Source organism: Azohydromonas lata, from assembly GCF_034427735.1.
Taxonomy (GTDB): domain Bacteria; phylum Pseudomonadota; class Gammaproteobacteria; order Burkholderiales; family Burkholderiaceae_C; genus Azohydromonas; species Azohydromonas lata.
The window spans coordinates 1-13,648 of record NZ_JAXOJX010000121.1 but is presented as its reverse complement, the minus strand read 5'-3'; the positions used below and the strand labels follow the sequence as shown (position 1 = coordinate 13,648).

General features: G+C 72.5%; 10 protein-coding genes. All 10 read left to right on the top strand.

Annotated features, from left to right (window positions below; all coding sequences use genetic code 11):
• On the top strand, positions 1-910 hold a 910-nt coding region (locus tag SM757_RS33615), incomplete at its 5' end, for a sugar phosphate isomerase/epimerase family protein (protein WP_322468664.1).
• Complete coding sequence (dhaL, locus tag SM757_RS33610) at positions 910-2,673, top strand: dihydroxyacetone kinase subunit DhaL (protein WP_322468663.1); 1,764 nt, start codon at positions 910-912, stop codon at positions 2,671-2,673. The genes SM757_RS33615 and dhaL, both read left to right, overlap by 1 nt.
• Positions 2,674-2,699: 26 nt before the next feature.
• Positions 2,700-3,155, top strand: coding sequence for a ribose 5-phosphate isomerase B (rpiB, locus tag SM757_RS33605; protein ID WP_322468662.1), 456 nt, complete (start codon positions 2,700-2,702; stop codon positions 3,153-3,155).
• 197 nt (positions 3,156-3,352) lie between these two features.
• Positions 3,353-6,487 (top strand): NAD(P)-binding protein, encoded by a 3,135-nt coding sequence (locus SM757_RS33600; protein ID WP_322468661.1) that lies wholly within the window; start codon positions 3,353-3,355, stop codon positions 6,485-6,487.
• A complete protein-coding gene (locus tag SM757_RS33595) occupies positions 6,471-8,270 on the top strand; it encodes a 7TM diverse intracellular signaling domain-containing protein (RefSeq protein WP_322468660.1) in 1,800 nt (599 codons plus the stop codon). Before SM757_RS33600 ends, SM757_RS33595 begins: the two co-directional genes overlap by 17 nt.
• Positions 8,271-8,458: 188 nt before the next feature.
• Positions 8,459-10,459 (top strand): PAS domain S-box protein, encoded by a 2,001-nt coding sequence (locus SM757_RS33590; RefSeq protein ID WP_322468659.1) that lies wholly within the window; start codon positions 8,459-8,461, stop codon positions 10,457-10,459.
• On the top strand, positions 10,456-10,869 hold the full coding sequence (locus SM757_RS33585) for a response regulator (protein ID WP_066330954.1): 414 nt from the start codon (positions 10,456-10,458) through the stop codon (positions 10,867-10,869). The genes SM757_RS33590 and SM757_RS33585 overlap by 4 nt, the downstream gene beginning before the upstream one ends.
• Positions 10,870-10,924: 55 nt before the next feature.
• Positions 10,925-12,094 (top strand): PP2C family protein-serine/threonine phosphatase, encoded by a 1,170-nt coding sequence (locus SM757_RS33580; RefSeq protein WP_066330956.1) that lies wholly within the window; start codon positions 10,925-10,927, stop codon positions 12,092-12,094.
• On the top strand, positions 12,087-12,620 hold the full coding sequence (locus SM757_RS33575; RefSeq protein ID WP_066330964.1) for an STAS domain-containing protein: 534 nt from the start codon (positions 12,087-12,089) through the stop codon (positions 12,618-12,620). The genes SM757_RS33580 and SM757_RS33575 overlap by 8 nt, the downstream gene beginning before the upstream one ends.
• Positions 12,621-13,174: 554 nt before the next feature.
• Positions 13,175-13,648: YbfB/YjiJ family MFS transporter (locus tag SM757_RS33570; protein ID WP_322468658.1), on the top strand; the 474-nt coding region annotated here is incomplete at its 3' end.

The window sequence follows — 13,648 nt, the reverse complement described above, 5'->3', positions numbered from 1 at the left end:
GGTTTCAACCGCCATGTCTCACCTTCCTAAGAAGGACGGTGCCCAGCGCATCGTCTCCGTCTCGGCCGCGCCTTACGACGGCCACAGCTTTGCTCGCGTGCTGGAAAGTCTCGCTTCCATGGGCGCGACGCACGTGGAGCCGGCCTTCATCGTCGGCTACACCGAGCCCTTCGACGAAAGTACCTTCAGCCAGGCGCAGGCGCGGCAGTACGCCGCGTGGCTGCAGGAGCACGGCGTGCGCTGCCACGCCTTCTCCTCGCACATCGACCTGGGCCGCCCCGACGCGGTCGAGGTGTTCAAGGGCCGCATGGACTTTGCCCGCCGCATCGGCGCCCGCGTCATCAACACCAACGCCGCGGCGCGCAGCAACGAAAGGCGCTTCTTCGCCAACATCGAGCCGCTGCTGCGCCACGCCGAAGCCCTGGACATGTGGATTGGCCTGGAGAACCCCGGCGACGGCTCGGACAACCTGCTCAACACCGCCGCCGACGGCCCCGAGCTGCTGCGCCGCATCGGCTCGCCGCGCGTGGGCCTGAACTACGACGCGGGCAACACCATCTCGCACCGCCCCGGCGTGGACACCGTGGCCGACGCGCTCTCGGCCCTGCCGCAGTGCCTGCACACCCACGTGAAGGACGTGCGCGTCAACGCCGACGGCTACTTCTTCACCCCGCTGGGCCAGGGCCAGGTGGGTTGCGCGCGCATCCTGCAAGGCATGGCCGCCACCGCGCTGGACCTGAGCATCGAGATCCCGCTGCGCCTGCACCGCGGGCCGGATTCCAAGCCCAGCCGAGGGGCCTGGCCCGTGCCGCTGGCCGACATCGAGCGCGTGCTCGGCGCCGCGCTGCGCTTTGTCGACCAGCACCTCGCCAACGCCACTGCCCAAGCCACCACCGAGGAAGCCGCCTGATGAACCGCGTCATCAACAACCCCGACCTGGTGGTCGAGGACATGCTCCAGGGCTGGCTGCTGGCCCATGCCGGCGAGGTGGCCGCCACGGCCAACCCGCGCGTGGTCAAGCGCGCCGCGGCGCCGCAGCGCGGCAAGGTGGGCGTGGTCACGGGCGGGGGCTCCGGCCACGAGCCGGCCTTCCTAGGCTACGTGGGCGACGGGCTGCTGGACGCCGTGGCGGTGGGCGAAATCTTCTCCTCGCCCACCGCCAAGAGCTTTCTCGACGCCCTGCGCGCCGCCGACGGCGGCGCGGGCGTGGCCTGCCTCTACGGCAACTACGCCGGCGACAACATGAACGTGCGCATGGCGCGCGAGATGGCCGCCGCCGAAGGCATCGCCGTGAAGACCGTGGTCGCCAACGACGACGTGCCCTCCGCCGCCAAGGGCGACGAGGCCCGGCGCCGCGGCGTCGCGGGCGAGGTCTTCATGTGGAAAGTCGGCGCGGCCAAGGCGGCGTTGGGCGGCTCGCTGGACGAGGTGATAGACGTCGCGCAGCGCGCCATCGCCAACACCCGCAGCATCGGCATCGGCCTGTCGGCCTGCGTGATCCCGGCCGTGGGCAAGGCCAATTTCCACATCGAGCACGGGACCATGGAGGTGGGCATAGGCCACCACGGCGAGCCCGGCATCGACGTGCGCCAGACCGTCTCCGCCGCCGAGATGGCGGCGCTGATGCTGGACGTGGTGCTGCCGGACTTGCCGTTTGCAAGCGGCGACCGCGTTGCCGTGCTGCTGTCCGGGCTGGGCGCCACGCCGATGATGGAGCAGTACATCCTCTACGGCGAGATCGCCAGGCGGCTGGCCGCGCGCGACATCGACGTCGCCTTCTCCAAGGTCGGCAACCTCTTCACCTCGCTGGAGATGATGGGCGTGACGCTGACCGTCATGAAGCTCGACGACGAGCTGCTGCAGTGCCTGCAGGCGCCGTGCAGCTCGGTGGGCCTGACCGTGGCGGGCGAGGCGGCGGCGCCGGTGGCCTTCGAGGCCCGCGCGCAGACCGTTTCGGGGCAGGGCGCGCAGGCCGTGGCGCAGCGCGCCGCCGTGGCGGTGGCCGCGCGCGAGGTGCTGGGCCCCTCCGTGGCGCTGGCCCGCTGCGGCGCCCTGGTGCGCGACCTCGTCGCCACCATCCAGGCCCACCGCGGCTACCTGTCGGAAATCGACGGCCTCATCGGCGACGGCGACCACGGCATCAACATGAGCAAGGGTTTCACGGGCTGCGCCGCCCGGCTGGACGCCATGGGCGACGCCGCCCACGCGCTGCCCGCGGCGCTGGAGCAGCTCTCGCAGGCGCTGATGGACGACATCGGCGGCTCCATGGGCCCGCTGTACGGCCACTTCTTCCTGGGCCTGGCCGACACGCTGGCGCCGCACGCGCGGCTGGACGCGGGCCTCTTCGGCGACGCCCTGGCAGCGGCCGTGGCGCGCGTGCAGGCGCTGGGCAGCGCGCAGGTGGGCGACAAGACGCTCATCGACACCCTGGCCCCGGCCCTGGCCGCCTACCGCGAGGCGCTGGCCGCGGGCGCGCGCTTCCCGGCCTGCCTGCAGGCCATGAGCGACGCGGCCGAGGCGGGCAAGGAATCCACCCGCGCGCTGCAGGCGCGCATCGGCCGCAGCGCGCGGCTGGGGGTGCGCTCCATAGGCGTGCTCGACGCCGGCGCCACCTCCTGCTGCCTGCTGCTGCAGTCCATGGCGCGCTCGCTGCAGGCGCAGCTGGTGGCCTGAACCTCATTTCCCTGGAGATTCGACCCATGAAACTCGCCATCGGCTGCGACGAAGCCGCCTGCGACCTGAAGAACGCGATCAAAACCCACCTGCTGGCCCAGGGCCATGACGTGACGGACTTCGGCACCCACGACAACGCCCCCGTGCTCTACCCGGACGTGGCTTTCGAGGTCGCGCAGCGCGTGGCCGCGGGCGACTTCCCGCGCGCGCTGCTGCTGTGCGGCACAGGCATCGGCATGGCCATCTGCGCCAACAAGGTGCCCGGCATACGCGCAGCGCAGTGCCACGACACCTACTCGGCGGAGCGCGCCAGCCGCAGCAACGACGCGCAGATCATCACCCTGGGCGCGCGCGTGGTCGGCCCCGAGCTGGCCAAGGCCATCGTGGACACCTGGCTCAAGTCCAGCTTCGACGGCGGGCGCTCGCAGCCCAAGGTGGACCTGATCAACGCCTTCGAGAGCGGCCGCCCGGCGCTCGCCTGAGACCGCGGGCCGGCGCCGCGCGGCCTCGCGAGGAGGCGGCGTTCCACGGGCTTTCAGGCCAGGGCGCCGGAGCGGCGTCCCAAGCCGTGGAGGTCCGATTCGCTGCTTTCCGGCAGCTGTCAACCCCTGGTCCTGGGCAGCTATACACTGGTCCGTTTTGACAAACGGTAACCGCTGTAATGCTCCAGCGCCCCGACATGCTTTACCCCTCCGGCTCGGTCCTGATGCACCCGACGCTGAAGCTGGAGCGATCCCGGATGTACGGCTTTTTCGTGGCCGGCACCCTGGAGCGGCTGCAGGCCAGCGTGGACGCCACGCTCACGGCCGTGGCCGGCGCCAAGATGCGCTTCAGGGTGTTGTCGCCCTACGTGATGCTCACCTTCACGCAGGTGCGCCACGCGTACTCGGACTGGCCGTCCGACGAGGCCAAGGGCTGGGGCGAGGAAACCGACATCGTCACCTGGGTGCTGGTGGGCCAGTCCGACCACGGCAGCGCCGGCATCGATGCGGTGTTCCTGTACCCCTGCCACATCTGGGTGGACGACTGCATGGCGCTCATCAACGGGCGCGAGCTGTACGGCTACCCGAAGTACGAGTGCGCGTGCACCTTGCCGCAGGACGGTGCGCCGGCCACGCGCTTTACGCTGGCGGCCAAGGGCTTCGAGCCGTTCTCGCCCACGACCCGGCTGGCCATGCATCCGCTGTTGGAGGTGCAGGCGGTGGGCGACGTGCCCCCGCCCACGCCGCTGCGGTCGCTGGAAGAGCTCATCGAGCAGGCCATCCAGCTGATGGCCGCGAGCCTGCCCGGCTTCCTGGCGCTGGATGCCCAGGGCTGGGAGAGCGTGGCGCAGGCGCTGCGCTCCAGGAGCGTGGAGCAGATCTTCCTGAAGCAGCTGCCTGACGGCAGCGGCGTGAAGGCGGTGTACCAGGCGCTGGTCACGGCGCCGGCGCAGATCACGGCGCTGCGCCAGGTGCAGCTGCTGCACGGCGAGTACCAGTGCCTGCTGCACCGCTTCGCCAGCTTCCCGCTGGAGCGCTCGCTGGGGCTGCAGCTGGGCGCGCAGCCCGCGCTGCTGCCTTTCTGCCTGGACCTGGATTTCCAGGTGCCGGCCGCGCGCGAGCTCTACGACAACTCCGTCGTGGCACCGCAGAAGGTGGCCATCCTCGGCGGCGGCGTCTCCGCCATGACGGCCGCCTTCTACCTCAGCGACGAGCCCGGCTGGCAGAGCCGGCGCGAGATCACGGTCTACCAGCAGGGCTGGCGGCTGGGCGGCAAGGGCGCCAGCGGCCGCAACGCCGCCCTGGGCCAGCGCATCGAGGAGCACGGGCTGCACATCTGGTTCGGCTTCTACGACAACGCCTTCAAGACGATACGGCGCGCCTACGAGCTGCTGGAGCGTCCGCCCGGGGCGCCGATGGCCACCTGGGACGAGGCCTTCAAGCCGCAGCACTTCATCACGCTGTCCGAGAAGGTTGGGCCGCGCTGGGAGATGTGGCCCATAGACACGCCGCCCACGCCGGGCGAGCCGGGCCAGGGGCCGGAACGGGTGGACCTGTGGCGGCTGCTGCTCACCACCTTCGAGTGGATGCGGCAGTGGCTGCACACGCTGCACGCCGAGCACGGCGCGGACAGCGCGGACGGCATGGCGCCGCACGAGGGCGGCTGGCTGCACCGCCTGGCGTTGGCCGCCGGGCATGCCGTGGAGCACCTGGCGCACGACGCCGAGGCCTGCCTGGCCGCGCTGCAGGCCAGCGCGCTGGCGCTGTGCGGGCCGCCGCAGCCCGGCTCGGTGGAGCTGGCGCTGCACCTGGAGGGGCTGGAGGGCGTGCGCCGGCGGCTGCAGCGCGACTTCGGCGACCGCGCCGAGGCCGCCCGCGAGGCCGGCACGGACACGGGCGGCGCCCTGGCCGAGCTGCGCCGCCTCTATGCCTGCGTCGACCTCGCGCTCACGGTGTTCATCGGGTGCCTGCGCGACGGCGTGTTCGTGCATGGCGCGGACGTGATCAACGGCGAGGACTTCCGCGCCTGGCTGCTGCGCAACGGCGCCAACCCGCGCGTCACCGTCGACTCGCCCCTGGTGCGCGGCTGCTACGACCTGGTCTTCGCCTACGAGGACGGCGACGCCGAGCGGCCCAACATCGAGGCCGGCACCATGCTGCGCGGCATGCTGCGCATGGCCTGCGACTACCGCGGCGCCTTCATGTGGAAGATGCAGGCCGGCATGGGCGACGTGGTGTTCGCGCCGCTGTACGAGGTGCTCAAGCGCCGCGGCGTGAAGTTCGCCTTCTTCCACCAGGTCGAGGAGCTGGTGCCCGGTGCCGCGGGCGGCACGGTGGAGACGATCCGCATCCGGCGCCAGGTCGATCTGGCCCCGGGCGTGGCCGAGTACCAGCCGCTGGTGGAGGTCAAGGGACTGCCCTGCTGGCCCAGCGCGCCCAACCTGGAGCAGCTCGACGCGGCCCAGGCCGCGCTGCTGCAGGACGCGGGCTACGACCTGGAGTCGTACTGGTCGGACTGGGCCGAGCGCAACGAGCGTGTCCTGGGCCGCCCGCTGCCCACGCGCACGCTGCGCCGCGGCGTGGACTTCGACACGGTGGTGTTCGGCGCCTCCGTCGCCTCGCTGCCGGTGCTCGCACCCAAGCTCGTGGCGGCCAGCGAGCCGCTGGCGCGCTGCTGCGAGCAGGTCCGGGCGGTGGCGACGCGGGCCTTCCAGACCTGGCAGGTGGGCGACCTGGCGCAGTTGGGCTGGACCCTGCGCGGCCGCGAGGGCCAGCCGCCCGTGCTCACGGCCTACGCCGAGCCCTTCGACACTTGGGCGCCCATGGACCAGCTGCTGCGCCGCGAGGACTGGCCGCCGCTGGACGGGCCGCGCAACATCGCCTACTTCTGCAGCGTGCTGCCGCAGCAGGCGTACCCCCCCGCGAGCGATCACGGCTTCCCGGCGCGCATGAAGCTCGACGTCAAGGCCGCGGCCATCGCCACGCTGAGCACCGGCATGCAGCCGCTGTGGCCGGCGGTGGCCACCCGGGACGGCTTCGACTGGAACGCGCTCTACGACCCTGCGCAGGGCCAGGGCGTGCAGCGCTTCGAGGCCCAGTACTGGCGCGCCAACGTCGACCCGTCCGAGCGCTACGTGCAGAGCCTGGTGGGCAGCAGCCGCTGGCGCCTGCCCACCGACGGCAGCGGCTTCGCCAACCTCTATCTGACCGGCGACTGGATACGCACCGGCCTCAACGCCGGCTGCGTCGAGGCGGCGGTGATGGCGGGCATGCAAACCTCCCGCGCGCTGTGCGGGCACCCTGCAGTGATTGCCGGTGAGCGCGACGGCTGAACCCGCGCACCGGTACCGGTGCGTGCCGGCCGCCGCGCCGCGCCAGCGCGGCCCGGGGGCCGCGCTGGTGCTGGCGCTGGCCCTGGCGCTGCTGGCGTGGTGGCTGCCCGGCGCGGCGCGGGCCGCGGTGACCGTGGCCGCCGACCCGGCCCGGCCCCTGGACCTGATGCGCGACGGCCGGCTGTACCTGGCGGGAGAGGGCGGGCCGCCCGCCGACGCGCAGCACCTGGAGGCCTGGCTGGCGGGCCTGCAGCCCGTGGCGCGCATGGACCTGCGCGGCGGGCACTACTGGCTGCACGCGGTGGTGCACAACCCGTCGGCCGTGTCGCAGTGGGTCGTGGACCCGCATGCCAGCCTGGTCGAGCGCATCCGCGTGCGCGTGCTGGTGCCGGGGCAGCCGGCGCAGGACTTCGACAGCGGCTACCTCGCCGCCGACCCCCAGTACCCGCTGCACTACGGCGGCGACGTGAACGTGCCGCCCGGGGCCACGGCGCAGGTGCTGGTGCGCATGGACAGCCCCTACTTCGCCCGCTTTCCCCGCGTGTCGCTGGTGGCCGAAAACGCCTACCGCCATGCCGTGCTGTCGGAGACCGTGCTGGCGCTGACCGCGCTGGGCGCCATCGCCACGCTGGCGCTCTACAACCTGTTCCTGTTCTTCGGCACGCGCGACCGGGCGCTGCTGTACTACTCGCTCTACATGCTGTGCGCGGTCGGGGCCTGGGGCCTGACCTTCCACCTGGGCGCGCAGTGGCTGCACTGGCACGACCTGCACTGGCACTACGTCGGCTTCTTCCTGCTGCCGGTCTTCAACGGGCTGTTCTTCATCGAGTTCCTGCAGCTGCAGCGCGTGTCGCCCGGCCTGGCGCGGGCGACGCGGTTCAACATCGTGCTGTCGCTGGCGCTGCTGCCCAGCTGCTTCCTGGCGCTGCCCTGGGCGCACTCGCTGGCCACGCTGGTGATCTCGATGTCGGTGCTGCTGGCCCTGGCCGCGGGCTGGGTCAGCCTGGCGGCGGGCTTCGCGCCGGCACGCTACTTCCTGGCGGCCTTCCTGGGGCTGGCGCTGCCGGCCAGCATCATCCTGCCGGCCAACGTGGGCCTGATCGACACGCCCGTGGGCAACCCCGAGCTGCTGACGCTGCTGGGCAGCGCCTTCGATGCGGTGATGCTGGCCCTGGCGCTGGCCGACAAGATCCGGCTGCTGGCGCGGCAGAAGGACGAGGTGCTGCAGCGCCTGGACCACGCGCTGGAGCAGACGCGCACCGACCACCTCACCGGCATCCCCAACCGCCATGCCTTCGACACCCTGCTGGACCAGGCCATGGCGGCCGGGCGCTCCCACGAGGAGGTGCACCGGGTGCTGCTGGTGATGATCGACCTCGACGGGCTCAAGCGCATCAACGACCGCGACGGCCACATCCAGGGCGACGCGCTGCTGTGCGAGTTCGCGCGGCTGCTGCGCACGCTCTGCGACGCCCGCACGACAGTGTTCCGTCTGGGCGGCGACGAATTCGCGGTGCTCAGCGAGGTGGACCACGAGGCGCGGCTGCGCGCGGCGCTGCCCGCGCTGGAGGTGCAGCTGCGCGCGGCGGGCTTCCCCGACAGCGGCGTGAGCTGCGGCATGGCCTACGGCCGCGAAACGCGCTCGTCCAACCAGCTCATCTCGCGCGCCGACAGCCGCATGTACGCGCACAAGCTGGGCAAGCGCGGGTCGCGCGAGGCCGGCGAGGGCGCCGCGCCGGCCTATGCGGCGGCGTCCCGCCCGGCGCAGGCCGAGGAGGGTTGAGGCCGGCCGGGGCCGCCCCGGGGAGGCCGGGATGGCTGACAAGCTGTAACCGGACTGGCACCGGTTGCATTCCCGTGGCGTTTGGCTAGGCGCCGGGGGCGGGGAACAATGCCCTCACTCCGATGAATGCCCTGTCCTCAACCGTGCTGTCCCGTGGAAAGGCGGTCCCGGGCGCACCGCTTCCTCCTGTGCTGCCTGCCGCGCCGCTGGATGACGTGGCCGCCGTGGCCGCGCTGGTGTGCGCGGCGCCGCTGGCCGTGATCAGCGTGGCCGACGCGCAGGGCGCGCGCCTGGTGGGCCGCGCCGGGCTGGTGGAGGGCAGCGACTGCCCGCTGTCGCCTGCGCTGCGCGCCCTGGCGCACCAGCACGGCGACCTGCTCGTGGTGGCCGACGTGCGCAGCGACGCCCGGCTGCCCGGCGGCGCCTTCGTCTGCGGCGACCGCGACCTGCGCTTTTGCGCCGCCATGCCCCTGCGGCTGCAGGCCGAGGGCGCCTTGGCCCTGCTGTGCGTGGCCGACCACCGCCCGCGCCTGTTGGACGACACCCACCGCCAGGCGCTGCGCACCCTGGGGGCGCTGGCGAGCATGCAGTTCGAGCTGGGACAGCGCTTGGGCGACCTGGAGCGCGCGCAGGCCTGCGCGTCCGAGAGCGACGCGCGCTTTCGCATCGTGGCGCGCGCCACCGTCGATGCGGTGTGGGACTGGGACCTCGCCAGCGACGAGCTGCGCTGGAACGAGGCCGTGTGCGCGCTCTTCGGCTACGACGCCGAGGCCGTGGAGCCTTCCGTGGCGTGGTGGGCCGCGCACATCCACCCCGAGGACCGCGAGCGCGTGATGGCCGGCATACGCGCCGTGATGGACGGCGGCGGCTCGGCCTGGCGCGACGAGTACCGCTTCCAGCGCGCCGACGGCGGCTGGGCGCTCATCGACGACCGCGGCTACGTCATGCGTGACGCCGCCGGCCGGGCGCTGCGCATGGTGGGCGCCATGCACGACGTCACCGGCCACCGCCGCACCGAGGGCGAGCTGCAGCGCATGCGCAGCTACCTTGAGAACATCATCGACTCCATGCCCTCCGTGCTCGTGGGCGTGGACGCGCAAGGCCTGGTGACGCAGTGGAACGGCTCGGCCGAGCGCGTCAGCGGCATCGCCGCCGCGCAGGCCGTGGGCCGGCCCTTCACCGAGCTGCTGCCCGCCTACGCCGGGCTCATGGACAAGGTGCGCTGCGCCATCGCCGAGCGCGTGCCCGTGCGCGCCGAGCGCCAAGTGGTGGAGCAGGGCGGCGAGACGCGCTTCCTGGACGTCATGACCTACCCGCTCACCGCCAACGGCGCCGTGGGCGCCGTCATCCGCGTGGACGACGTCAGCGAGCGCGTGCGCATCGAGCAGATGATGGTGCAGACCGAAAAGATGATGTCCGTGGGCGGCCTGGCCGCGGGCATGGCGCACGAGATCAACAATCCCCTGGGCGTCATCCTGCAGAGCTGCCAGAACCTGCGCCGCCGCTTGGGGCTGGAGCTGCCGGCCAACCGCCGCGTGGCCGAGGAGGTCGGCCTGGACCTGGACGCGCTGCAGCGCTACCTGGACGCGCGCGGCCTGACCAGCTTCGTCGAGGCCATCCAGGAGGCCGGCGAGCGCGCCGGGCGCATCGTGGCCGACATGCTGGCCTTCAGCCGCCGCGCCGAATCCAGCTTCGCGCCGGAGCGCGTGGACCAGATGCTCGAAGCCGTGGTGCGGCTGGCCGCCAGCGACTACGACCTCAAGAAGCAGTACGACTTCAAGCAGATCGAGGTGGTGCGCCGCTACGCCGAAGGCCTGCCCAGCGTGCCCTGCGCGCGCACGGAGATCGAGCAGGTGCTGCTCAACCTGGTCAAGAACGCCGCGCAGGCCATGGCCGCCGACGCCCGCCGCGCCCCGCGCCTGGTGCTGCGCACCGCGCTGGAGGACGGCGCCGTGCGCGTGGACATCGAGGACAACGGCCCCGGCATCGAGCCCTCGGCGCAGCGTCGCATCTTCGAGCCCTTCTACACGACCAAGCCCGTGGGCATCGGCACGGGGCTGGGCCTGTCGGTGTCCTACTTCATCGTCACCGACCACCACAAGGGCAGCCTGGAGATGGAGTCCACGCCCGGCGAGGGCACCTGCTTCACCCTGCGGCTGCCGCTGCGCCAGGAAGGAGGCCTTGCATGAGCCCTGAGGCGCCGGTGCCGCGCGTGCTGGTGGTGGACGACGAGCCCGTCATCGCGCTGTGCGTGCAGGCCTTCCTGGAGGACGACGGCATGCTCGTCACCACGGTGCGCTCCGGCGAGGAGGCGCTGGCGCGCGTGGGCGCGGGCGACCGCTTCGACGTCTGCATCATGGACGTGCGCCTGCCCGGCATGGACGGCGCCACCGCCGTGGCGCGGCTGGCCGCGCTGTGCCCCGCGCTGCGCTTTGCCATGCACACCGGCTCGGCGGAGTACACGCTGCCGGACGAGCTGGAGGAGCTGGGCGACATCCCGCTGCTGCACAAGCCGCTGCGCGACATGTCGCCGCTGGCGGCCACGGTGCGCCGCCTGGCCGGCGCGGGCGCATCGGCCAGGGCCGGCCGGCGGCCCTGACACGGCCGGCGCCGCGACGCTTGCCCAGGGCCTCCCAATTGCTTCGCGCCTTGCCATGACCCGCATCCTCTCCATCGACGACGACACCGGCATACGCCGCAGCCTGGCCGCCTACCTGGAAGACAACGGCCACGAGGTGCTGGAGGCCGCCGACGGCCGCGCCGGGCTGGAGGTGTTCGAGCGCCGGGGGGCCGACCTCGTGCTGTGCGACCTGGGCCTGCCGGACATGAACGGGCTGGAGGTGGTGGCCGCGCTGCATGCGCGCGCGCCGGACACGCCCGTCATCGTCATCTCCGGGCTGTCGCTGGTGGGCGAGGCCGTGCAGGCGCTCAAGCTCGGCGCCTGGGACTACATCACCAAGCCCATCGCCGACTTCGCCGTGCTCGACAGCGCCATCGCCCACGCGCTGGACCGTGCCGGCCTCATTCGCCAGAACCGCGACTACCAGTCGCGGCTGGAGGCCATGAACCGCCAGCTCGCCCACACCCTGCGCCAGTTGCAGGACGACGAGGAGGCCGCCCGCAACCTGCAGCAGCGGCTGCTGCCGCCGGACGGCCTGGCCTTCGGCGACTACCGCTTCACGCGGCGGCTGCTGCCCTCGGCCTACCTCTCCGGCGACTTCATCGACTACTTCCCGCTGGACGAGCACCGCATCGGCTTTTACCTGGCCGACGTCGCCGGCCACGGCGCGGCCTCGGCCTTCGTGTCGGTCATCCTGAAGACGCTGGTTGGGCGCTACCTGCGCTCGCACGCGCGCGAGCGCGACCCGACCATCCTGCACCCCGCGCTGGCGCTGTCGCACATCAACCGCGACCTCTGCGGCGAGGAGCTGGACAAGCACGCCACCATGCTCTACGGCGTCATCGACCGGCGCGAGCACACGCTGTGCTGGTGCAACGCGGGGCACTTTCCGTATCCCATCCTGCACGACGGGGCGCAGGCGCGTTTCCTGTCGCATCCGGGGCGGCCGCTGGGCCTCTTCGAGAACGCGCGCTACCAGGACCATTGCCTGAGCCTGCCGCAGCACTGCCGGCTGCTGGTGATGTCCGACGGCGTGCTGGAGCTGCTGCCGCCGGCGCAATCGGCCGGCCGCGCCGAGGCGCTGCTGCCGCAGGTGGCCGAAGCCGACGGCGACATCGCGCAGCTCATGCAGCGGCTGGGCATGGAGCAGCAGGCCCGCCGCATCGACGACATTGCCTTGCTGGAGATCGAGCACCATGCCTGAGGGACGAATCCTGCATGCCGAGCGCGACGGCATCCACGTGCTGCGCCTGCTGGGCGAAGTGCGCTACCCGCTGGCCCCGGCGCTGGACGCGTGGCTGCGCCGGCTGTTCGAGGGCGAGGCGCCGCGCGGCTTCGTCATCGACCTGGCCCAAACGCAGGCCATAGACAGCACGCACCTGGGGCTGCTGGCGCGCGTGGCCAAGCGGCTGCGCCAGGCGGGCGCGCCGCGGGCCGTCATCGTCACCGGCCGCCCCGACATCACCGAGGTGCTGCTGAGCATGGGGTTCGACGAGGAATTCCAGCTCGTCGACGCCCAGGGCCGGCCGGCCGCCGCCGCGCTGGGCGGTGAGGGTGAAACCGTGGCCGAGGACAGCGGCGACGACGCCGACGACCACGCGATGGCCGACACCGTGCTGGACGCGCACCGCGCCCTCATGGAGCTCAACGAACGCAACCGCGAACAGTTCGCCGACGTGGTCGCCGCGCTGGAAATGGACCAGGCGCAGCGCGGGGAGAAACTGGTCTGAGGGCAAGGCGCAAGGCGCAAGGCGCAAGGCGCAAGGCGCAAGGCGCAAGGCGCAGGGCGCGTAACGGCATCCCGTAAGCCAAGGCGCTTCGCCTTTTATTTCGTCATTCCCGCGAAGGCGGGAATCCAGGAGGCCCCCAAGCCGGCCGCCAGCTCATGGGGCGGCGTCACGAGGTCTTAAACCGCGGCGTTCCTGCCTTGTCTCTTCGCTCCGGCGTGGGGCCGCCTGGATTCCCGCCTTCGCGGGAATGACGGCTTGGGGGGCGCTGCGGATATGTCTCCGGCTGGCCCCGAGCAACGCCGGCTGGCCCCGATCAATTCCCTCCGTACAGCACAACGCCTTCGCGCACATGACGGCACCGTGCTCCGCTGCCCGTCAACCTCCGCCGCACGTTCGCGAACCGCGTGTGCGCAGCCGCAGGCGTTAGACGGTCTAACACCGTGTTCAAGGGGCCCGTCGCCCAGCCTGACGCGCCGCCCACAATCGGCGGCATGAGCCGTCCTCCGCCTCCGCCCCGCGCCACCCCGTCCGTCGCCACCACCCCGCCTGGCGCCATGCCCGCCACCCCGCCCACCGCGCCTGCGCCCACCGGCATCCCCGCCGCCGACCCCAGCGCCATCCCGCTCGCCGCCTCTCTCGTCCCCGCCTTCGGCCTGGCCCTGGCCGCCGCCGTGTCGCTGGGCCTGGCGCGCTTTTCCTATGCGCTGCTGCTGCCGCCCATGGCGGCCGACCTGGGCTGGAACTGGTTCACCGGCGGCGCCATGAACACCGCCAACGCCGCCGGCTACCTCCTGGGCGCGCTGCTCGCCCCGCGGGCGCTGGCCCGCTTCGACGCCCGCGCGCTGCTGCTGGGCGGCGGCTTGGTGGCGGCGCTGCTGCTGGCGCTGCACGGTGCCGTGCGCCACGACACCGCCATCGCCGCGCTGCGCCTGCTCACCGGCGTGGGCAGCGCGGCCAGCTTCGTCAGCGGCGGGCTGCTCGCGGCGCGGCTGGCGGCGCAATCCGGCCACGCGGGGCTGCTGCTGGGC